General features: G+C 71.8%; 24 protein-coding genes and 1 pseudogene. 9 read left to right on the forward strand and 16 right to left on the reverse strand.

The genetic code is table 11. The features are described from left to right. Positions 1–2: 2 nt before the first annotated feature. Positions 3–386 (forward strand): toxin-antitoxin system YwqK family antitoxin, encoded by a 384-nt coding sequence (locus AMK26_RS23665; RefSeq protein WP_073756722.1) that lies wholly within the window; start codon positions 3–5, stop codon positions 384–386. Between the two features lie 21 nt (positions 387–407). Here AMK26_RS23665 and AMK26_RS23670 read toward each other — a convergent pair whose 3' ends face one another. After that, on the reverse strand, positions 408–674 hold the full coding sequence (locus AMK26_RS23670) for a GntR family transcriptional regulator (RefSeq protein WP_073757080.1): 267 nt from the start codon (positions 672–674) through the stop codon (positions 408–410). Positions 675–1,027: 353 nt separating this feature from the next. On the opposite strand from AMK26_RS23670, the gene AMK26_RS38730 reads away from it, so the two are divergent. The 3 genes from AMK26_RS38730 (at position 1,028) to AMK26_RS23685 (ending at position 1,962) form a co-directional block, all read left to right on the forward strand. Beyond that, positions 1,028–1,150: a hypothetical protein gene (locus AMK26_RS38730; protein ID WP_443333182.1), complete on the forward strand. Its 123-nt coding sequence runs from the start codon at positions 1,028–1,030 to the stop codon at positions 1,148–1,150. Further along, positions 1,147–1,545 (forward strand): hypothetical protein, encoded by a 399-nt coding sequence (locus AMK26_RS38015; protein ID WP_241838036.1) that lies wholly within the window; start codon positions 1,147–1,149, stop codon positions 1,543–1,545. The genes AMK26_RS38730 and AMK26_RS38015 overlap by 4 nt, the downstream gene beginning before the upstream one ends. Before the next feature lie 120 nt (positions 1,546–1,665). Continuing rightward, positions 1,666–1,962 carry a hypothetical protein gene (locus tag AMK26_RS23685; protein WP_079277772.1) on the forward strand — a complete coding sequence of 99 codons (297 nt, stop codon included), beginning with the start codon at positions 1,666–1,668 and terminating at the stop codon, positions 1,960–1,962. A 320-nt stretch (positions 1,963–2,282) separates the two neighbouring features. Here the strand turns inward: AMK26_RS23685 and AMK26_RS23690 are convergent, their stop codons facing one another. Beyond that, positions 2,283–3,092: an ArsR/SmtB family transcription factor gene (locus AMK26_RS23690; protein WP_443333183.1), complete on the reverse strand. Its 810-nt coding sequence runs from the start codon at positions 3,090–3,092 to the stop codon at positions 2,283–2,285. Positions 3,093–3,125: 33 nt separating this feature from the next. Here AMK26_RS23690 and AMK26_RS23695 point away from each other — a divergent pair, with 33 nt between their 5' ends. Together AMK26_RS23695 and AMK26_RS38420 are read left to right on the forward strand one after the other, a co-directional pair. Beyond that, positions 3,126–3,758 (forward strand): flavin reductase family protein, encoded by a 633-nt coding sequence (locus AMK26_RS23695; RefSeq protein WP_073756724.1) that lies wholly within the window; start codon positions 3,126–3,128, stop codon positions 3,756–3,758. Between the two features lie 117 nt (positions 3,759–3,875). Beyond that, on the forward strand, positions 3,876–4,001 hold the full coding sequence (locus AMK26_RS38420; RefSeq protein ID WP_274536128.1) for a hypothetical protein: 126 nt from the start codon (positions 3,876–3,878) through the stop codon (positions 3,999–4,001). 142 nt (positions 4,002–4,143) lie between these two features. Here AMK26_RS38420 and AMK26_RS23700 read toward each other — a convergent pair. The 3 genes and pseudogenes from AMK26_RS23700 to AMK26_RS23705 form a co-directional block, all read right to left on the reverse strand. After that, positions 4,144–4,470 (reverse strand): annotated as a pseudogene (locus AMK26_RS23700) (peroxiredoxin-like family protein); the annotation flags it as partial. Positions 4,471–4,989: 519 nt separating this feature from the next. Next, positions 4,990–5,145, reverse strand: a complete 156-nt coding sequence (locus AMK26_RS37070) for a hypothetical protein (RefSeq protein ID WP_158071143.1) — start codon at positions 5,143–5,145, stop codon at positions 4,990–4,992. Next, positions 5,112–5,561 carry a lamin tail domain-containing protein gene (locus tag AMK26_RS23705; RefSeq protein ID WP_073756725.1) on the reverse strand — a complete coding sequence of 150 codons (450 nt, stop codon included), beginning with the start codon at positions 5,559–5,561 and terminating at the stop codon, positions 5,112–5,114. Before AMK26_RS23705 ends, AMK26_RS37070 begins: the two co-directional genes overlap by 34 nt. 175 nt (positions 5,562–5,736) lie before the next feature. Here AMK26_RS23705 and AMK26_RS23710 point away from each other — a divergent pair, with 175 nt between their 5' ends. Then, positions 5,737–6,975 (forward strand): cytochrome P450 family protein, encoded by a 1,239-nt coding sequence (locus AMK26_RS23710; protein WP_073756726.1) that lies wholly within the window; start codon positions 5,737–5,739, stop codon positions 6,973–6,975. A 92-nt stretch (positions 6,976–7,067) separates the two neighbouring features. Here the strand turns inward: AMK26_RS23710 and AMK26_RS23715 are convergent, their stop codons facing one another. Next, complete coding sequence (locus AMK26_RS23715; RefSeq protein ID WP_073756727.1) at positions 7,068–7,805, reverse strand: DUF2470 domain-containing protein; 738 nt, start codon at positions 7,803–7,805, stop codon at positions 7,068–7,070. A 200-nt stretch (positions 7,806–8,005) separates the two neighbouring features. On the opposite strand from AMK26_RS23715, the gene AMK26_RS23720 reads away from it, so the two are divergent. Beyond that, positions 8,006–9,001 (forward strand): DMT family transporter, encoded by a 996-nt coding sequence (locus AMK26_RS23720; RefSeq protein WP_073756728.1) that lies wholly within the window; start codon positions 8,006–8,008, stop codon positions 8,999–9,001. A 195-nt stretch (positions 9,002–9,196) separates the two neighbouring features. Continuing rightward, complete coding sequence (locus tag AMK26_RS23725; protein WP_073756729.1) at positions 9,197–10,138, forward strand: NAD-dependent epimerase/dehydratase family protein; 942 nt, start codon at positions 9,197–9,199, stop codon at positions 10,136–10,138. Positions 10,139–10,214: 76 nt separating this feature from the next. Here the strand turns inward: AMK26_RS23725 and AMK26_RS23730 are convergent, their stop codons facing one another. The 10 genes from AMK26_RS23730 to AMK26_RS23770 all read right to left on the reverse strand — a co-directional run bounded on the left by AMK26_RS23730 (position 10,215) and on the right by AMK26_RS23770 (position 19,147). Continuing rightward, on the reverse strand, positions 10,215–11,642 hold the full coding sequence (locus AMK26_RS23730; RefSeq protein WP_073756730.1) for a hypothetical protein: 1,428 nt from the start codon (positions 11,640–11,642) through the stop codon (positions 10,215–10,217). Positions 11,643–11,824: 182 nt separating this feature from the next. Next, positions 11,825–11,998: a hypothetical protein gene (locus tag AMK26_RS37395; RefSeq protein WP_198944145.1), complete on the reverse strand. Its 174-nt coding sequence runs from the start codon at positions 11,996–11,998 to the stop codon at positions 11,825–11,827. After that, the gene (locus AMK26_RS23735) at positions 11,995–12,474 is read right to left on the reverse strand and encodes a hypothetical protein (protein WP_073756731.1); all 480 of its coding nucleotides are present in this window, start codon (positions 12,472–12,474) and stop codon (positions 11,995–11,997) included. The genes AMK26_RS37395 and AMK26_RS23735 overlap by 4 nt, the downstream gene beginning before the upstream one ends. Beyond that, on the reverse strand, positions 12,474–13,940 hold the full coding sequence (locus tag AMK26_RS23740; protein ID WP_073756732.1) for a phytoene desaturase family protein: 1,467 nt from the start codon (positions 13,938–13,940) through the stop codon (positions 12,474–12,476). The genes AMK26_RS23735 and AMK26_RS23740 overlap by 1 nt, the downstream gene beginning before the upstream one ends. Then, positions 13,937–15,730 carry an ABC transporter ATP-binding protein gene (locus AMK26_RS23745; RefSeq protein ID WP_079277773.1) on the reverse strand — a complete coding sequence of 598 codons (1,794 nt, stop codon included), beginning with the start codon at positions 15,728–15,730 and terminating at the stop codon, positions 13,937–13,939. The genes AMK26_RS23740 and AMK26_RS23745 overlap by 4 nt, the downstream gene beginning before the upstream one ends. After that, positions 15,727–15,906 carry a hypothetical protein gene (locus AMK26_RS23750; RefSeq protein WP_073756733.1) on the reverse strand — a complete coding sequence of 60 codons (180 nt, stop codon included), beginning with the start codon at positions 15,904–15,906 and terminating at the stop codon, positions 15,727–15,729. Before AMK26_RS23750 ends, AMK26_RS23745 begins: the two co-directional genes overlap by 4 nt. A 79-nt stretch (positions 15,907–15,985) precedes the next feature. After that, complete coding sequence (locus AMK26_RS23755) at positions 15,986–16,759, reverse strand: class I SAM-dependent methyltransferase (RefSeq protein WP_073756734.1); 774 nt, start codon at positions 16,757–16,759, stop codon at positions 15,986–15,988. Further along, positions 16,756–17,301 (reverse strand): hypothetical protein, encoded by a 546-nt coding sequence (locus tag AMK26_RS37075; protein ID WP_158071144.1) that lies wholly within the window; start codon positions 17,299–17,301, stop codon positions 16,756–16,758. The genes AMK26_RS23755 and AMK26_RS37075 overlap by 4 nt, the downstream gene beginning before the upstream one ends. Continuing rightward, the gene (locus AMK26_RS23765) at positions 17,298–18,314 is read right to left on the reverse strand and encodes an alpha/beta hydrolase (RefSeq protein ID WP_073756736.1); all 1,017 of its coding nucleotides are present in this window, start codon (positions 18,312–18,314) and stop codon (positions 17,298–17,300) included. Before AMK26_RS23765 ends, AMK26_RS37075 begins: the two co-directional genes overlap by 4 nt. Next, positions 18,311–19,147: a hypothetical protein gene (locus AMK26_RS23770; RefSeq protein WP_073756737.1), complete on the reverse strand. Its 837-nt coding sequence runs from the start codon at positions 19,145–19,147 to the stop codon at positions 18,311–18,313. The genes AMK26_RS23765 and AMK26_RS23770 overlap by 4 nt, the downstream gene beginning before the upstream one ends. Positions 19,148–19,162 lie beyond the last annotated feature (15 nt).

Raw genomic sequence — 19,162 nt, forward strand, 5'->3', positions numbered from 1 at the left:
TGATGGCTTCTGTACCGCGAATCGACATCGACGATCCAGATGTCGACATGGATGGTGCCCAGCGCCTGCTCTACCGTGGCCGGCTTTTCACCGGCGAAGTGGCCGAGTACCAGAGCGGACACCTGATCAGCCTGGACGAGTACACCGATGGGGTCCCGAACGGACTGTCCCGTGAGTGGTACCAGGACGGGTCCCCGCGGTCCGAAGGCGTGGCCCGGCACGGGCAGTCGGTGGGCGAATGGAAGGAGTGGTATCCCAACGGGGTCTTGCGGTCCCGGCAGTTCTTCGACAGCACCCCCGCCTCACTCCGCGACGAGGACACGTGGGATGAGGACGGCGTACCGCTGACCACATGGCGCCGCGACGGCGGCGGAGCACCGCTATGACCGAAAGCGTGGGCGGTCGGGTCAGTCGGCGGGGGTGCCGTCTTCGGACTGCTTGGAGGGCGGCCGCTCGGCGACGAACGATCCCATGCCCGGGGTCGTCGTGATCAGGCCCTCTTCTCGAAGGGCCGCGGTGGCCTTCCGGACGGTGATTCGCGCGACTCCGTACTCCTGCTCCAGCCGCACCTCGGAGATCAGATGACGCGGCGGGTACTCGCCGGTCGCGATCCGTTCCCGGATGACGTCGGCGATCTGCACCCACTTGGGCCGTGTGGGGTCAAATTCGATCACGTTGAGGACTGTACGCAGCAGCGCACGGCCGGACATAGACATCTGTAGGTGCCCACAGCTATATACAGGTATAAGTAGGTGCGTTCCTTGAGGACCCCGGCGAGGTGGCCAGACCTCCCGGGGCGTGGCCAACGCTGAAGAATCGGAGCGTCGACATGCATGACCTTATCCGCGCCTTCGCCCTGTGGGCGAGGCTGGTGTTCCGGCCGCGTGCCGGGGGCCGGCATCGTGCTCGTCCAGCCGCCCGCGCGGCTGATCGCGCCGCCGTTCCCGTGCCGCCCCGGCCGGTACCGCTGCCCGCGGCGCGGTCGCCGTATGGGCTGGACGTGCCGTTGGACGGGCGTGGGAGCGCCATGGTCCGCCCTTATCTCGTGGCGGACGAGCAGCGTCAGCGGCGGCTGGCGCTGGTGCTCGCGGCGGACTTCGGGATCGACCTGGACCCGCATCTGGCAGGTGCTGGGCAGGTGGCCTGGTGAGCGCGACGGGGGAGCGCCTGGAGCCGCAGGTGCCCGAGTGCGCCCGGTGCGGGAACCGGCGCGGCCCGTGGCGTCCGGACCCGTACGGCGCCAAGGCGGTCGTGTGCGCCGCGGGCTGCCCGGCCGGCACGGCGGTAGGTGGCCCGCCGGGCACGGCCACCACCGGCGCGGAGGCCCGTGCGCGGCGGGTGGACGCACGGAAGCCGGTGCGGATGTGCGTACGCTGCGACCGGTTCACCACCGCTCCGGTCCTCGTCTCCGAGGTGCATTCCGGATCGGGTCCCGGCTTCAACGTCTACGCCTGCTGCGACTGCGCGCCGTTGTTCCCGAAGCTGCCCGACGCGCTCGACCTTCTGGCGTCCGGCCGGCACGACCGGGCGGCGGACGAGCGATGAGCGCGGTCTCGCCACGGGTTCTGAGTCGGTCCTCGGCCGGTCGCAGTGGCGGCGAGCATCACTGGAAAGCTCCGTCGGCGCGTAACCTCAGCACCGGGAAGGTCAAGGAAGCAGGAAGGGGTGCAGGAGATGACAGCACAGCCTGACCGCGGCGCGGGCGATCTCCCACCGCTACGCACAGTGGGCGAGATCCGCGCCGCTTTGACGCTTGGGTATGGCTTCCCGGGGAACGCCGACGAGTTCGAGGCAGCCCTCGCGAGGGAAATCAACCACGCCGACCCCGCCGACTTCTCCGCCGTCGTCGCCGTGATCGAAGAGTTCCGGGGCCGCGTCGCCGCACGCCAGGACCCGCTTTTTGACCAGGCCGTCAGCGCGGCTGTGGCCGAGGTCCAGGCGACCCGAGGGGACCGGACGTGAGCGACGCTGAACCCGGCGTCGTGGCCGCGCTGACGACTGACGCCGAACAGCGATGTGAGGAGATTGGCAACGGCGCGCACCACCAGTGGCGTGGGCTGGTCGCACTCGTGTGACTGAGCATGCATCTGTCCAATGAGCACTGGACTTGTCGCGCTGTGCATTCACGTTGGCGGGCAGTGGCTTCGTGCATCTCTGGCAACAGCGTTTGTCGGCGAGGTTGGGAGGCAGTTGGCGATCAACCAGCCCATGGATATCGAGGAGAAATGACGGCAGTGCCGTGGGAAAGCTGTCACGGGCACCGAGCCTGTCGGCCTGCCCCTCTACAGCTGCCCAGCGGCAGCCCCGCTGTCCGACCCCCCGGCCTGCGCCGCTGAACAGGCGAGCACATCGTCGGTGAGGCCGAGCCGTGTGCGCAGGGCGGCATGGCCCGCATCGGTCACGGTGACCATCCGGGTCGTGCTCCGGTGCACCAGCCAGGATGAGTCCAGCGCGTGTCGGAAGAGCGCCGCGCCCACTGCGCCGGCCAGGTGCGGGCGCTGTTCCGTCCAGTCCAGGCACGTACGGACATGAGGTCGCCATGAGGCGTTCGGGCGGTCGTCAGCGATACCGAGGTCGCGCAGCCAGTCCCGGCCCGCCGCGGTGAGGGCCGGCCCGTAGTCCCAGGCCAACAGCCCGAGTTCCGTCATCGCATCGTTGATCGCCACGGCCAGCGCGCCTGCGAGATGGTCGTAACAGATACGGGCGTGCGCCAAGGCGCGGCGGCGGTTGAAATCAGACAGCGAGCGCACCGGGGCCGGCCGGGACGGGGCCCGGGCGGCCAGGTTCTCGATCATTTCGGCGGTGTCCGCGGTCGCCAGCCGCAGCAGCCGATGCCGCCCCTGCCGCTCCTCGGCCAGGATGCCGCCCCGCACCAGCCGGTCGAGGTGCGCGCTGGCGGTGGACTGTGCGACACCCGCGGTGCGTGCCAGCTCCGACGCGGTCCAGACACGGCCGTCAAGCAACGCCAGACAGAACGCCGCGCGAGTACGGTCCGCCAATAGCCCCGCGAAGTCAGCGAGGTCGGGGCCGTCTGCATGAGTTCGGTCGAAGCTGGTCACCCCTACAGTCTCGCCCGGCGACAGTTCGGCCACCGACGAAGGGTCCGGACCTTAGGGTTCCAGTCCATGACGACAGCGACATACGCGCCCTCGCACATCGCGATAACCCCGAGCATTCTCTATTTCGGTACCCCCGTCGCCCTGCTGACCACCGAGAACGAGGACGGCTCGGCCAACCTGGCCCCGGTCTCCTCTGCCTGGGCGCTCGGGCAGACCGTGGTGCTCGGCCTCGGCGCCGACAGCCAGACCGCAGCCAACCTGGCCACCCGGCCGGAACTCGTGATCAACCTTCCGTCGCCCGGCCTCTGGGGCGCGGTGGAGCGGCTCGCCCCGCTCACGGGAGCATCCCCCGTGCCCGCCGCCAAGCGGGCACGGGGCTACCGCTACGAGCCCGACAAGTTCGCCGCGGCTGGGCTCACGCCCGTACCGTCCGAGACGGTACGCGCTCCGCGCGTCGCCGAGTGCCCGCTCCAGCTCGAGGCCCAGGTCCGGCGAAGGTCACCGGACGTGGAGGGCCACTTCCTGATCGTGGAGTGCGCGGTCGCACGTGTCCACGCCGACCGGCGCATCGTCGTGCCCGGCACCCAGCACATCAACCCCACGCTCTGGAGCCCGCTCATCTTCAACTTCCGTCACTATCAGGGCCTCGCCCCCGAACTCGGCCACTGCTTCACCTCGGAGACACCCACCGAGCCATGACGGGCGGGTACGACGAGAACTCGATCATCCGCAAGCAGATGACCAGCGCGGGGGCTGGAGGCGCTGCGGGCGGCCGGTCGCGCGAACCTGATCGAGGAGCCCGTCGAGCACGAGACCATGCGCACCGAAAGCGGCGCGCTGCTGCACGCCGTGACCGGGCGCGGCCTCCCGGAGGACGGCGCCCTCTTCGTGGTCCCCAGCCGGCACGTCATGCGCCGACTGCACGCCGCGGCGACCCCCTGAGGAGTGGGCGCGGTGGGACACTTCCGGCGCCCACGCCGGCTCCAGGGCCGTCCCACTGCGCACGCACGCTCTTCGTTCCGGCGCTGGATCAGCCGTTGGCGGCGAGGGCGTCCAGGGCGTCCAGGGCGGCCAGGTCGTCGGGCAGGTCGTCGGGCAGGTCGAAGGCGAGGCCGTACTGCTTGGCCGTGTCGGAGCCGACGTCGCTGAGGACGTCGAAGACCAGCCCGTGCTTCTCGGCCGTCGTCAGGGACTCGTCGGGGACCTGCGGCGAGACGGCGACCAGCCGCGCGCCGCGCGCCGTGATGTCGTGGTGGTGCTGCTGGAGGGCGCGGAGGGCGATGTCGCAGTACGGGCACCAGGCGCCGCGGTAGAAGGTGAGGACGACCGGGCCTTCGGCGAGCAGGGCATCCAGGCTGACGGTGCGTCCGTTCGCGGCGGGCAGGGTGAAGCGCGGGGCCTGGGCGCCGACGTCACCACGACCGGCGTCAACCGGTCGAGCCTGTACGCCACTTTCGGCGGCAAGCAGCACCTCTACCTCGCCGCCCTGCGCCGCTACATGGACCAGCGGGCCCGTCCCCTGTTCCGCGGGCTCGCGGAGGACGGGCGCGGTATGCCCGCCATCGTGGACTTCTTCTCCGTGCTCATCGAGGCGGGCTGTACGGGCGAGTTCGCCCGCTGGGGCTGCATGGTCTGCAACGCCCACGCCGGCGCCGAGAACGGCGACCCGGACGTCCGCGTACTCCTCGATGAGCACCACCGGCTCCTGCGTGACGCGATGCGCGCCGCGCTCGGCTCGGCCGAGGCGCGGGGGCAGCTCGTCGGCGTCGACGGCGGCGCCGGCCTCGACGCCACCGCCGAGCTGCTGGCCCTGGTCGCCTACGGGCTGAACCTCCGCGCCCGCGCGCGGAGTCGAGGCGGCGGCGCTGAGGGCGACGGTCGGTGCGGCGCTCGGCTCCATCGGCCGCACCGGCTCCATCGGCCGCACCGGCTAGGTGGCCCAGGCGTACGGGGCCGTCGGCCCGCCGTACGTACGGGCAGGGCGGCGGGGTACGCCGCAGGCCCCCGCCCGCTCCGCGTCGCCGGGGCGGGGCGGGGCGGGGGCCTGGACCGTCAGCAGTACTTCGACGACCCGCTGGAGCCCCACGAGCAGGAGTCGACGAGCGTGCCCGACGACTTACGGAGGTACGCGGTGTCCCCGTCGTTGTTCCACACGTACGCCGCCCGGCCCCAGTACCGGTGCCCGGCGGTGTTGCTGCCCTTGCCGGTGTGGACCGTCACGTACCGCTTGGCGCCGATCGTGCCGCTGAAGGTGTACGTCCAGCCGGCCCGGTCCTTCAGCTTCCAGTTGCTGATGGAGATGGCGGAGGAGCTGGAGTTGTACAGCTGCACCCACTCGGCGTTCAGCGACGTGTTGGAACGGTCGTCGCTGCCGGGTGAGTTGTAGTACACGCGGTAGATGCTGACGCCCCCGGCGGCCTGGGCGGCCGGAGCGGTGGTCAGCAGGCCGCCCGCGACGGCGGTGGCCACCACGGCGGCCGAGACGGCGAAACGAGCCTTCAAAAGTCCTCCCCAAGGTGAACCGTGGATTCCACGGCGGGGAAAAGCACACCATATGGCGATGTGGTTACTGGCTGGTTTCGCCCATTCACGATCGACCCGGTGCCGTCTCGTTCCGGAGCCGTACCGCGCGTAGCGTGATGCGCCCTACTGGAATGCGAGTGGCAGGGAGCCGCTGATGCGCGAACAGGCCCGCTTGGTGATCGACCCGACCGGCCGCGACATACATGGAGAAGCCTCCCGCTTACGTGCGCGAGGACCCTTCGCGCGCGTCGAACTCCCCGGCGGGGTGGAGGCGGTGGCCGTCAGCAGCCCCGAGCTGCTGAAGCGGCTGCTCACCGATCCCCGGGTGTCCAAGGATCCGCGCCGCCACTGGCCGGCCTGGATCAACGGGGAGATCTCCCCGCAGTGGCCCCTGTTCACCTGGGTCGCGGTGCAGAACATGTTCACCGCGTACGGGGGCGAGCACAGGCGCCTGCGCACGCTGGTCGCCAAGGCGTTCACCGCCCGCCGGACCGCCGCGCTGCGGCCGCGCGTCGAGGAGATCACCACGGACCTGCTGGACCGTATCGCCGAGGCGGGGCGGCACAACGCCGTGGTGGACCTGCGCGAGTCGTACGCGTACCCGCTCCCCATCCAGGTCATCAGCGAACTGTTCGGGCTGCCGGAGGAGCGGCAGGAGGAGCTGCGGTCCATCGTCGACAGCATCTTCCACACCTCCGCCGACCCGGACGAGGTCACCACCACCTACGCCCGGCTCTACGCCGTCATGGGTGACCTCGTCGCCGCCAAGCGGCAGGCCCCCGGTGACGACATGACCAGCGGCCTCATCGCCGCGCGTGACGACGAGGGCGACACCCGGCTGACCGAGGCGGAGCTGCTCGACACCCTGGTGCTGATGATCGGGGCCGGTCATGAGACCACGGTCAACCTCATCGACAACGCCATCCACGCCCTGCTCACCCACCCCGACCAGCTCGCGCACGTGCGGTCGGGCCGCGCCTCGTGGGACGACGTGATCGAGGAGACGCTGCGCTCGGATGCGCCGGTCGCCAGCCTGCCCCTGCGGTACGCGGTCGAGGACATCGCGCTGGACTGCCCGGGCGGCGGGGGCGTCATCCGCAAGGGCGAGGCGATCCTCGCCGCGTACGCCGCCGCCGGCCGCGATCCGGAGCGGTACGGGAAGGACGCCGACCGTTTCGACGTCACCCGGGCCGACAAGGAGCACCTGGCCTTCGGCTACGGCGTCCACCACTGCCTGGGCGCCCCGCTGGGCCGCATGGAGGCGCGTATCGCGCTACCGGCGCTCTTCGAGCGGTTCCCGGACATGGTCCTGGCGGTGCCGCCGGAGGAGCTGCGGCCGGTGGACTCGTTCATCTCCAACGGGCACACCTCGCTGCCCGTACGCCTCGGCTGACGGTTCGCGGGCCGGCGGCGTGTAGAGCGCGGCGGCGAGGGGGGCGGCGCGGATGATCGCCGCGACGTGATCGCGCCGGGCGGGCTGCCGTGTCACGGCCGGGTGCGCAGGCCGCGGCGCCGGCGGGGGCAGCCGTGGGCGGCGGTGAGCAGGGCCTGGACGCGGTCGCCGAACTCGGCGGCGTCGCGCAGGGGTACGGCGAACGGCAGCCGGACGTCGTGGTGGGCGCGGGCGTGTTCGAGCCGGAGCGTCACGCCGTACCGGTCCACGGCCAGGGGCGCCACGCGGCGTACGCCGTGCAGGTGGTGCGGCGGGACGAGGCGCGCCAGCCGCTCCACCGCGTCGGGGTGGTCGTCGGCCAGGTGGAGGAGCAGCCCGGCCTCGTGCTCCGCGAGCGGATCCGCCTCGGCGAGGACGAGTTCGTCCAGGCCTACGAAGACGACGTCGTCCGCCGTGCCGAAGGTGACGCGCACGGGGTCCAGGCGCAGGTCGACGCCGCCCGCCGCGGTGGCCGCACCGGCCTGGGTCAGCCACCCGGAGAGCGTCACGCGGGCGCGTACCCGGTCCCGTACGGCGGTCGGCGCCACATCGGTGAACTGGAGCATGGCGGCGAGGTCGCCGTGGGGCGCGCCGCCCACGGCCGCGGCGAGGTGCCCGTCGGCCGGCAGGCGCAACGTCAGCCGGGCCCGGTCGTCGAGGCGGTGGGCGCCGGTCAGGTCGCAGCGGTACCCGTGGGTGACCACCGTCAGCGACCGCGCGGCGGCCAGCACCGAGCGGACCCGTTCGGCGGGGGTCGGTTCGGGCGGGCGGGCGCCGGTGTCGCTGCTCATCACGTGCTCCTCGTCCTTCGCGGGCGTGCGTATTAGGTAAGGCTTGCCTAACTTAGCGGAGGGAGGGTGGGTCCCGCCACCGGGTGCGGGCGGACGGGGACGAAAAACGGACGGAGCCGGACGCCGGTCCGCCACTACGCTGTGCCGGCCCGGGCGGAGCTGCTGCTGGGGCGCCGCAGCCCTTCCGTCCGAGGAGACCCATGACCGTCACCGCGGCCCGCCGTGCCTGGCTTACCGACCTGCCCGTACTGCTGGTCGCCGTCGTCTGGGGCTCCAGCTACCTGGCCGCGAAGGGCGTCACCACGAGCGGCACCGTACTGGCCGTCCTGGTACTGCGGTTCGCCGTCGTCCTGCCCGTGCTGGTGGCCGCAGGGTGGCGGAAACTGCGCGCGCTGAACGGCGCGCAGATACGCGGGGCGGGCGTGCTCGGGCTGATCCTGGCCGTGATCTTCCTGCTGGAGACGTACGGCGTCGTCCACACCTCCGCGACCAACGCCGGGCTCATCATCAGCCTCACCATGATCTTCACGCCCCTCGCGGAGAGCCGGCTGCGCGGCACACGCCTGCCGCGCTCGTTCGTCGCGGCGGCGGGGCTCTCGGTCGCCGGTGTGCTGCTGCTGACCCAGGGGGCGGGCTTCAGCGAGCCGTCGCTGGGCGACCTGCTGATGCTGGGCGCCGCCGTCGCCCGTACGGTGCACGTGCTGGCGATGTCGCGGATGCGCTCGGTCCAGGGCGCGGACGCCATGTCGCTGACGACCGTCCAACTGGGCGGCTCGGTCCTGGTGTTCGCCCTGCTGTGCGCGGCCCCGGGCATGGGTGCCACCCCGTGGGCGGCAGCGGCGGACTTCGGGCCCGCCGACTGGGCGTGGCTGCTGTACCTGTCGGTGTTCTGCACCCTGTTCGCCTTCTTCGTCCAGATGTGGGCGGTCCGGCGTACCTCCCCCTCCCGGGTCAGCCTGCTGCTCGGTACGGAACCGGTGTGGGCTGCCGTGGCCGGTATCGCCCTGGCCGGTGACCGGCCGGGATGGCCGGGCCTCGTGGGCGTGGTGCTGATCCTGGCCGGTACGGCATGGGGCCGTACGGCGGCCGACCCGGGCCCGGGCGCGGCCCAGCAGCGCCGGCGGCCGGCCGCCGGGCCGAGCGAGGAGGAGCCGGACGCCACCCACCCGGGCCTGGAACCGGCCGGCCGGCCGTGACGGCCTGGTAGTCGCTGACGGTCCGCCCGTGCCGGCCCTCGGCGGGTCGACGGAGGCACCCACCTGGTGCGTCGTCGAGGGGCTCACGCCCGCGTGGCGGTGGACCGCCGCCCCGGGGAGCTGCTGTCACGTGATCAGCGCCTCCAACTGCCCATCGCCGCCTACTGTTCCGACCGCTCGCGCTAGTGTGCGGGCGTGAGCCTTCATGTCGTATGTGGATTCGGGCCCGCCGGAGCGGCCACTGCTCGGCTACTGGCCGAACAGGGCCATGAGGTACGGGTCGTCACCAGGTCGGGCGGTAGCCCCGAGCCGGGTATCGAGCATGTCGCGCTGGACGCCACGGACAGCGCGCGGCTGATCGAAACGGCGCGGGGCGCGGCCGCGATCCACAGCTGTGCGGCACCGCCCTACCATCGCTGGGCGAGCGAATGGCCACCGCTGGCCGCGTCCCTCTGCGCGGCGGCCGAGGCGACCGGCGCGGTCCTGGTCATGCTGGGCAACCTCTACGGCTACGGCCCGGTGGACGGCCCCATGACCGAGGACCTTCCCCTCGCGGCCACCGGCACCAAGGGCCGCGTACGCGCCGCCGTCTGGGAGCGGGCGCGGAAACTGCACGAGCAGGGGCGTATCAAGGCGGTCGAGCTGCGCGCCTCGGACTTCTTCGGCCCCGGCGTGACCGACGGCGGGCACCTGGCCGCGCGGGTCATGCCACGCCTGCTGCGCGGCAAACCGGTCTCCACCCTCGGCAACCTCGACGCCCCGCACAGCTGGAGCTACCTCCCCGACGTGGCCAGGGCCATGGCCGAGGCCGCGGTCGACGAACGCGCCTGGGGTCGCGCCTGGCACATCCCGACCGAGCCCCCACTGTCCACCCGCGACATGGTCACCCGCCTCGCCACCCACGCGGGAACGGCACCGATCACGGTCCGCAGGCTGCCACCGGCCGTACTGGGCGTGGCGTCGCTGTTCTCCCCGCTGATCCGTGAACTGAAGAAGATCCGCTACCAGTTCGACCGCCCCTTCGTCGTCGACTCCCGCGCCTACGAGGCCGAGTTCGCCGTACGGGCCACACCGGTCGACGAGCAGGTCAAGGCCACGGTCGCCTGGTGGCGCGAGCGACAGCCCACCGCCCGGTGACATCCGCGCCGGTCCCCCCGTCGGGCGCGGCGGCTCCGCCCGGTCCACGACCGGCCGCGCTGCCCCGCGCCGGCTCCTACCACGCCGCGCGCGACGGGAAGACGAAGAAGCCGCTGCCCGTGCTGAAGTAGCCGTATCCGGACGGCTCGTTGAACAGCGGGATGTTCGCCGTCGGAAGGTTCTTGGCGAGGACCTTCTTGGTGCGGGACTCGAGGGCGAGCGCCGTCATGTCGTCCGTGCCGACGGTGCCGTACAGCACGCCGTTCGGGGAGAAGCGCCGCGGTGTCATGGGGTTCTCACCGGCCTGCTGGGCCCAGAGCTCCTTGCCCTCGGCGATCTGCCAGACGGCGGTGCCGTTCTCCGTCGCGGACGCGGCCAGCTGGTGGTCGGGGGAGCGGATGAAGGAGCCGTCGCTGTTGACCGCGTCGGCGGCGGCATCGACGTAGGCGTACTTGACCGCGCCGCCGATCTGCCTGCCGGTCGTCACGTCGTACGTCGCCGTGACCCATGTGTCCGACGCGAAGGTGTCCGCGCCCCACGCGGTGAGGATTTTGCCGTCGCGTACGTCGAGTACGCGGATCTCGCCGCTGGCCGGCTGCTTGTTCTCGTTCAGCTCGACGCCCGCGGGCGGTGTGACGTCCGCCGTGCTCCACACCTTCTCGCCGGTGGCGAGGTCGGACATGACGAGCTGCGCCTGCTCCTTCTTGTACGTGGGCGCGAACGCCACGTGGAAGACGTAGCCGCCGGTGACCAGGGGGCCGCGCGCCCCTTGGCCGTAGACGTCCTTGCCGCCGTCGAAGCGGCACTTCGCCAGGCGTCCGGTGCAGGTGACCTTGCGGGGCTTCCCGCCGTCGATGGGGGTCAACTGCAGGGTCGCGGCGTCGACCGACTCGATGATGTGGCCTTCGTGGACGTCGAAGTCGCCCTGGGGGCGCTCCGCCTTCCCCAGCTGGGAACCGTCGCCTCCGTAGACGGTGACGGTGTGGACGGTCTTCTCCGCGGTCAGTCCGTCTGCCGCCGAGGTGCTGCTAGTGCGCACTTCGAGCGCCGAGACCCCGTTGTGCCAGGTGGTCGCGGTGACGTAGGTGGCCTTCACCTTCAGGGTCTTGCGTACGGCACCGGTCTTCACATCCCGGAATTCCAGGGTGACGGGCTCCGGCTCGTCGCTGGCGTGAAGCGTGCTGGTCTCAGCGCCGGGCGGCACGTAGGAGGGCTTGTCGTCTGTGGAGTACCGGCCGTCGGCGTACGAGACGAAGAGGAAGGTGTCACCGAGGTCGATGGCGTCGGCCCGCGGCATGCTCCATGCGGGCTGCTCGCCGAGGCCGGGTATCGCCGGGCCGTCGTAGACCGGGCCCTTGGGCTTCTCGCCGTTGTCCGGAGCTCCGGAACTGCCCTCCTTGCCCCCGTTGGATGGCGTGTCGCCGGATGCGTCGCAGCCTGTGACGAGTCCGAGCGACAACATCAGGACCGTGGCGATCGTTGTGTACGTGACGTGCTTCTTCATGTCCCCGCCATCCCCGTTGCGCCGGAGCGCGCGATCAGCTGGCATGCCCACGGCAGCATAGATCCGTCTGGCCTGCGACGGGCGGGGTCGTCCCGGCGCGGCCGCCGGACAGCGGCCTCGTAGACGACAGCGCCGGTCCTCAGGACCGCGATCAGGGGCTGAGGACCGGCGCTTCGCGGAGGCTAGTTGCCGGCGCGCTCCTCGGAGAGGATCTGCTGCCGCAGCTCCACCAGTGCCCGCAGGGCGGTGCTGTACATCTGGATGCTCTTCTCGCTGTGCGAGTTCACGGCGGTCTTGACCTCGTTGAAGGTCTTGGCGATGACCTCGTCCAGGTCCTTCTTGTCGATGCCGTTCATGCTGTTTCTCCCTTCGGTGGGCGTGGTCGGTCCCGGTTGACCGGCCACGACGTGATGGTGTGCCAGGGACCGCAGTCCTGGACGTCTTCGGTGCCCTTGCAGACCGCGAGCCGGCCGGTGGTGATGAGCCGGTAGGCGTGTCGTGCCGTGAGGGCGACAGTGCCGGGGCCGCACACTTCGGCCTGCTTCGTGAGCGGGCCAGGGGCGAAGTCGTTGACGAACCGGGTCCACAGCGAGTAGCAGCCCTCACCGGTGTGGGAGAGCGTTCCGCGGAGCACCAGGTTCCCGGGCTGCTCGATCCACCGGTCGCCGGCGGCGGTGGCGCTCCCGTGTCCGGCGGACCACGCGACGGTACGGGCGGGTGTGCTGCCGTCCGCGGTGGTGGACGCGGCGGTGGCCGGGGCGGTGGCGGCGAGCAGGCCGCAGACGGTGGCCGCGGCGGTGGCCGCCGCGGCGACCGGGAGGCCGGCGCGCATCACATCAACTCCTTCTTCGATGGGGACAGGTCGGGCGGGGTCCGTATGCCGTGGTGGCGGCGGAGCGCGGACAAGGCGGCGAGATGGCCGCACATGCCGTGCACGGAAGGCCCGGGAGGGGTGGACGCCGAGCACAGGTACACCCCGGGCAGTGGCGTGGTGTACGGGTCCCAGCGCGCCGTCGGGCGGGCCAGCGACTGGCGCAGGGTCATGGCTCCGGCGGCGATGTCGCCACCCACGTAGTTGGGGTTGTACGTCGCGTACTGGGCGGCCGAGACGCCACGGGAAGCGATGACCGTGTCGGTGAAGCCCGGTGCGTACCCCTCGATGCGCCGGCGGATCAGCTCGACCGGGTCGCGGGTGTCGCCGTGGGGGACGTGGGCGTAGGCCCAGACAGGGCGTCTGCCCCCGGCGTCCCGGGACGGGTCGGTGACGGCCGGGTCGACGACCAGGACGAACGGGTCGGGGACCGCCCGGCCCGCGGCGGTGGCGGTCTCCTGGCGGAAGATGTCGGCCCGGGTGCCGCCGAGGTGCACCGTGCCGGCCTGCCCCACGAGCGGGTTGGCCCACGGGATGGGGCCGGAGACGAGGAAGTCGGCCTTCGCCGCGCCGGGGCCGTAGCGGAAGCGGCGCAGGGCGCGCCGGTAGCCGGAGGGCAGCCGGTCGCCGGCGATGGCCAGGAGTTCCTTGGGGCCGACGTCCAGCAGGACGAGCGGGACGTCGCCCAGTTCGGACAGGTCCCTGACGCGGTGCCCGGTGTGGAAGACGCCACCGTGCGCGGTGATGTCCGCGGCCATGGCGTCGGCGATGCGGGCGCTGCCCCCCTGCGGCAGGGGCCAGCCGCTGCTGTGGGCGGTGTGCGCCAGGAGCATCGCGACCGCCGCCGACGCGACCGACGGCAGCTTGCCGACGGCGTGCGCGGCCACACCCGCCAGCAGCGCCCTCGCGGGCTCGGTGGTGAAGGGGGTGCGCTCGGTGGCGTGGGCGAGCACGCGGGGCGCGAGGAGCAGGGGGGTCGGAAGATCCGGTGGCAGGGTGCGCTGGCTGGACAGGAGCAGGTCGACCACGGCCCGGGACCGGGCGGCCAGGGGGCCCATGAGCCGCGCCCAGCGCGGGCCGTCGGCGCCCAGGTGGCCGGCGGTGCGGGTGACGCTGCGCCACGCGGCCGCCGCCCGCCCGCCGGGCAGGGGATGGGCGTACGGCATGTCGGGCTGCAGCAGCCGCACTCCGCGCGCGGGCAGGTCGAACTGGCGGAAGAACGCGGAGGCGGCGGCCATCGGGTGGACGGCCGAGCAGATGTCGTGCACCACGTCCTGGTCGAAGAGCGGCTCGGTACGCAGGCCGCCGCCGATGGTGTCGGCCGCCTCGAACAGGGACACGCTCAGGCCGGCCCGGGCGAGGGTCACGGCGGCGGCGAGCCCGTTGGGCCCGGTGCCCACGATCGCGGCGTCCGTCGTACGGCTCATGAGGCGACCCCCGAACGGGCGGCCCCGGCGGTTGCCGTCCCGGCGGTGGCGGTCCCGGCGGTTGCCGTCCCGGTGGTGGCGGTCCCGGGAGGGGCGAGCTGCCGGCCGGCGAGCCGCCGGTAGGTGCTGTCGCCGTCCATCAGTTCGGCGTGCGTGCCGATGGCGCGCAGGCGGCCGTCCTCGACGACGAGGATGCGGTCGGCGCCGATGGTGGTGGACAGGCGGTGCGCGATCGTGAGGACCTGACAGCGGGCACCGATGGTCGTGAGGGCGTCGCGCAGGGCCGTCTCGGAGTCGGAGTCGAGGTTCGAGGTGGCCTCGTCGAGGAGCAGCACCTCGGGCCTGGCCAGCAGGGCCCGGGCGATGGCGAGGCGCTGCCGCTGGCCGCCGGACAGCCCGGTGCCGCCCTCACCGAGCTCGGTGTCCAGGCCGTCCGGCAGGGCGTCGACGACCTCGGTCAGGTGGGCGGCCTCCACCGCCTCCGCGATGTCCGCGGGGGTGGCGTCCGGGCGGGCGTACGTGAGGTTCTCCCGCACCGTGCCGCGCATCAGCGGGGAGTCCTGCTCCACCAGACCGATCCGGGCCCGCAGTTCGCCGAGCGGCATGGCCGAGGTGTCGGCTCCGGCGATGCGGATCGTGCCCCGGTCGGGTGTGAGGAAACGCTCGAGGAGCTGGAACAGCGTGGTCTTGCCGGCGCCGGACGGGCCGACGATCGCGGTCACTCCGGTGGCGGGCAGGGTGAACGACACGTCGTTCACCGCGGGGGCGGCGGTGTCGCCGTAGCTGAAGGTGACGGCCTCGAACTCGACCGCCGGCGCCCCCTCGACGGCGTTGGAGCCGGTCGCGTCGCCGGTCTCCTCCTGCTCGATGGCGGCCAGGTCCCGCACCCTGTCGATGGCGGCCCGGCCCTGCTGGAACTCCCCGAGCGACATGAACAGCATCACCAGCGGAGCCACCAGATAGAACAGGTACATGATGAACGCCGTCAGGTCCTGGACGGGCAGGGCTCCGGTGGCGGTGCGCGCCATGCCCCAGGCGATCACCACGGCCAGGGACACCTGCGTACCGACGTTCATGGCGGGCATCAGCATCGCCGACAGCCGGGTGACGCGCAGCCCGCTGCCGCGTGCGGCGTCGGCGAGAGCGTGGAGGCGCTCCTCCTCGCGCTGCTCGGCCCTCGACGCCTTCACCGTGGTCAGGGCTCCCAGCACCCGCAGGAGCCCGGAGCCGTAGTCGCTGGTGTCCTCCCGGTTGTCCACCGCCGCCTGGCGGACCGCGCGGGCCAGCCCGAGGGAGACCACCGAGGCGGCACCGAGGCAGCCGGCCGTGGCCAGCAGCATCCGCCAGTCGATCCACGCCATGACGGCGATGCAGCCGGCGGCCGTGAACCCGGAGGTGATCATCTGTGCCACGGACGAGGACAGGGCGATCCTGGCGATCGAGGTGTCCGCGACGGTCCGGGTGAACACATCGCCGTGCTCCAGCTTGGTGAACGCCCGTACCTGGGCGTGCAGGAGACGGCCGGTGAGCGTGGTGCGCATGTCGAGGACGATGTTCTCCCCGGCACGTCCGATCAGATAGAAGTGCGTCGCCGCCAGAGCCGCGTCGGCGGCGAACAGGGCGGCGATGAACACGATCGGCCACAGCACCGGCCGGTCCGTCGCGACGGCCTCGATCAGGTCGCCGATGAGAAGCGGCTGTACGAGGGTGGCGGCGGTGCCCATGAGGCCGAGGAGGGTGCCGGCGCCCAGCAGCAGCCGGTGACGGCGGACGATCAAGGATATGTTCACTGGCTGCCCTTACCGAAGACGACCGCGATGACCGCGGCGACGGCCGCGGCGAAGACGAAGCTCTTGACCCACGCGTCCCGAGTGACCACGCCGTTGTCGCGGAACATCACCAGCGTGCTCGGTAGGGCGAAGGCGAAGGCGATGACGAACCACGTCAGACGGCTTGCTGTCAGCACTGCCGGACCCCTCCCTTCCCTGTCTGTTCGGCGGCGTCTACGTGACGGCGTCTACGTGACGGCGTCTACTGGGCGGCGTCTACCTGGCGGCGCGCGCGGTGTACCAGTCGTACGGCTGCGGGCTCTGTGCCGCGTACACGTGCTCGACGGTGAATCCGGCCCGGCGCAGGCAGGTTTCGACCTCGTCGCGCTCGATGAGGAGGACACGCTCGCTGAATTCCACCGGCGGCTCGCCGTCCGCGTCGATGCGGGTGCCCATGGTGAGGACGTCCGCGTCGTCGAGGGTGATGGTGAAGGTGGTCGTGCCGCCATGGTGCGGGGTGGGCAGCGTCACCGTGTGCTGTGCCACGAGCGGCCGGTAGGTGCCGGTGGCGTAGTACTCCAGCGACAGGGTCGCGCCCGGTGCCAGTACGGCGCGTACGTGGGCGAGGGCGGCCGTCAGCTCGTCGCGGTCGGCCACGCACGCCAGCGAGCCCATGGTGGAGTACGCGGCGTCGAACGGGCCGGTGACCGGCAGCGGTTCCCGGAAGTCGGCCCGCACCAGCGACACGTTCCCGGGGACGGTCTTGGCGCGCAGCGCCTCCAGCATGGGGCGGGAGTTGTCCAGGCCGACCACCTGGGCGGCGATGGCGGCGACGGGCAGGGCGACACGGCCCGTCCCGACGCCGATCTCCAGGACGCGGGCCCCGGTCACGTGTGGGCGGAGCCGGACGACGGTGGCCTCGGCGGGCAGGGCGGGTGCGATCAGCGAGTCGTACACGGACGCGACCGCGGTCCCGTACTGCACGTCCCGCGTGACCGGCGCGTCCGGCGCGTCCAGCGCGTGTATCGCGTCCAGCGCGTGCTGAGTCACGGGTTCACCTCTTCGTAGTCGAAGACCATGTCGTACGTGGGGTCCTCGCTGTGGTCGTAGCCGGAGTAGCGCACCAGCAGCACCTGGAACAGCGGGAACCCCGGCTCCGGAGTGAGGCGCTGACGGACGAACTCGTTGACCAGCCGGTACGCGGACTCCTTGGCCTCCTTGTGCAGCGGGGTCATCGCACCCGGGTTGTTCAACAGGGTGGACGCCACGTCGAAGATGGCCTTCTCGGCGCGGCGGCCGGGGAACCAGAAGGCGTGGAGCAGCTTGCGGGGCGCGATGGAGTACACCTCCCGCCACTCGGTGTGCTCCGTCTTGTCCTCATTGGCGAGCCGGTAGAGGAAGTGCTGGTCCTCGACGGCCGGGTTGGGGGCGAAGAACCGCCAGTTGGGGATGAGGATCCCCGTGCCCGTCTTGTCACCGCTGCGCACCTTGTCGTAGCTGCGGTCGGGGTGCTGGCCCAGTACCGAGGCCACGAACCAGCCGGCGAGGATCGCCGGTACCGCCCGTTCCATCACCGTGGACGTCCTGCTCACGCCGTATCCCCCTGCTCGTGCCGGTCTTCTCCGGCGTACCGCGCCGCGGCCGCGGCCACCGCGTCCTCGATGGCCCTGGTGGTGAGCGGGGCGTGCGCGACCCCGCCCGTGATGGACAGATGGGTGGAGCCGGGGATGGTCACGATCCGGCCGCCGCTGCCCGACGTGACGTACTCGTCGTACAGGTCCTGGTGCTCGGGGGTGTCCCGCATGGTCGACTCGGCCGCCACCACCGAGACGGGGATCCGCAGCCGGTCCAGGGGCCGCCCGCCGTCGAGCATGAAGGCGTACGAGTAGTCCCACTCGCGCCGCCCGGCGCGCCAGGTGGCGGGGGCGGAGCCTTCCAGACGCAGCGTCCGCAGGTGGGGGCTGTTCTCCGCGAAGGAGAACAGGCCCTTCTTGTCGATGAGCAGGCCGGCGCCGAACACCGACGACCACGGGCCGAGCTTCATCGTCAGGTTCACCCCGCGGGAGCCTTCGCGCTGCCTGCGGGAGTGCAGCAGTTCACGTGGATGGGTGGGGTCGACCAGGACCAGTGCGTGGACCCGGTCGGGGGAGGCGGCGGCCGTACGGTGGGCGAGGTAGCCTCCCAGGGAGTGCCCGGCCAGCACGCAGGGGCCGTCGGTGGCGACGGCGTCGGCGATGACGTCGGTCAGGTCGTTGACGGACTCGCCGAGCGCGTAGTCCTCCGGGCAGCGCCGCAGTGACGACCGGTATCCGGCCCGGTCGTACAGCACCAGCGAGATCGCCGGGTCGAGGTGGTCGGCGACGAGCAGCCACGCCGCGGACGAGTTCATCAGGCCGGCGTCGCACACCAGCGTCGGACCGCCCGCCTCACCACGCCGTACGTGGTACGTGATGAGGTTGCCGCTGTCGCAGCGCAGACGGCGCCGCTCGAAACCGGCGTGGCCGGACCGGGAGGCGAGTGTGGCGTAGCCCTGGTGGGCGAGACCGGCGGCCAGGCACGCGGCCAGACCGGCCGTGGTCAGCTTCGGGAACGTCAGCCTGCTCATGCCGCCTCCCCCGTCCTCTTGGCGAGTGCCCTGACGGACGGATACGTGGACGCGAACGCCCAGGCGAAGCGGGACAGGCCCATGAAGCGGGCGTTGGCGATGTGGAAGGCGCCCATGACGAGCAGCCCGGCGTCGATGTACTTGCCCTTCTTGAGCAGCAGCAGCGGAAATCCGCACTCCAGGGCCAGAACGGTGTGGCACACCGCCCGGGAGACGGCCGGGTACTTCTCCAGCTGGTTGTAGAACCACTCGTCGCCGTACGTCTGGGTACGCATGATCTTCGCGAGGGCGTCGCCGGACCGCCAGGCGTCGCCGGGGAGTTTGGCCCACCCGGACGCCCCGTACGACAGGACGGTCTGGGCGCCGATGAACTGGACGGCGGCGGTACGGGTGGCGTCGGTGCCGCCGGCCCGGCCGAGTGCGGCGGCGGTCTGCACCAGGAACGACACCTGATCGGATCCGTCGGTGCCGAACAAGTGGCGAGGATAGATGAGGAGTTGGCTTCCCGCCAGGTAGGCGTTGGCGGCCATGCGCACCTTGTTGCTCTTCACCGGCGAGATGAGTACCGCCGCTGCCAGGGCACGGGAGCCGTGGAGGGCCTGCGTGACCGGTTCGCGGGCGATGAAGTCCTTGACGGCCTGCATCGCCTTCGTCTTGGCGGGGACCTGGGACCTGGTGTGGGTCCAGTCGTTCAGGCCACCGGGTTCCCGGTCGGTCCTGCGCACCAGGTACTCGAGGCTGGACAGCAGGTGTGTGGCGGCGGACAGCCGCTCGGCGGTCGTGAGCGGCTTGGCGCACGCCGACTCAGCGGCTCTGCGGAGACGTGACAGCATGATCTGTTCCTGGTC

It is taken from the genome of Streptomyces sp. CB03234, from assembly GCF_001905885.1.
Classification (GTDB): Bacteria; Actinomycetota; Actinomycetes; order Streptomycetales; family Streptomycetaceae; genus Streptomyces.

Bases quoted from the DNA above. Each gene is read 5' to 3' on its own strand.
- AMK26_RS23665 (WP_073756722.1), top strand. From the start codon at position 3: ATGGCTTCTGTACCGCGAATCGACATCGACGATCCAGATGTCGACATG.
- AMK26_RS38730 (WP_443333182.1), top strand. From the start codon at position 1,028: ATGGTCCGCCCTTATCTCGTGGCGGACGAGCAGCGTCAGCGGCGGCTG.
- AMK26_RS23695 (WP_073756724.1), top strand. From the start codon at position 3,126: ATGACGACAGCGACATACGCGCCCTCGCACATCGCGATAACCCCGAGC.
- AMK26_RS38420 (WP_274536128.1), top strand. From the start codon at position 3,876: ATGCGCACCGAAAGCGGCGCGCTGCTGCACGCCGTGACCGGGCGCGGC.
- AMK26_RS23710 (WP_073756726.1), top strand. From the start codon at position 5,737: ATGCGCGAACAGGCCCGCTTGGTGATCGACCCGACCGGCCGCGACATA.
- AMK26_RS23715 (WP_073756727.1), bottom strand. From the start codon at position 7,805: ATGAGCAGCGACACCGGCGCCCGCCCGCCCGAACCGACCCCCGCCGAA.
- AMK26_RS23720 (WP_073756728.1), top strand. From the start codon at position 8,006: ATGACCGTCACCGCGGCCCGCCGTGCCTGGCTTACCGACCTGCCCGTA.
- AMK26_RS23730 (WP_073756730.1), bottom strand. From the start codon at position 11,642: ATGAAGAAGCACGTCACGTACACAACGATCGCCACGGTCCTGATGTTG.
- AMK26_RS37395 (WP_198944145.1), bottom strand. From the start codon at position 11,998: ATGAACGGCATCGACAAGAAGGACCTGGACGAGGTCATCGCCAAGACC.
- AMK26_RS23735 (WP_073756731.1), bottom strand. From the start codon at position 12,474: ATGCGCGCCGGCCTCCCGGTCGCCGCGGCGGCCACCGCCGCGGCCACC.
- AMK26_RS23740 (WP_073756732.1), bottom strand. From the start codon at position 13,940: ATGAGCCGTACGACGGACGCCGCGATCGTGGGCACCGGGCCCAACGGG.
- AMK26_RS23765 (WP_073756736.1), bottom strand. From the start codon at position 18,314: ATGAGCAGGCTGACGTTCCCGAAGCTGACCACGGCCGGTCTGGCCGCG.
- AMK26_RS23770 (WP_073756737.1), bottom strand. From the start codon at position 19,147: ATGCTGTCACGTCTCCGCAGAGCCGCTGAGTCGGCGTGCGCCAAGCCG.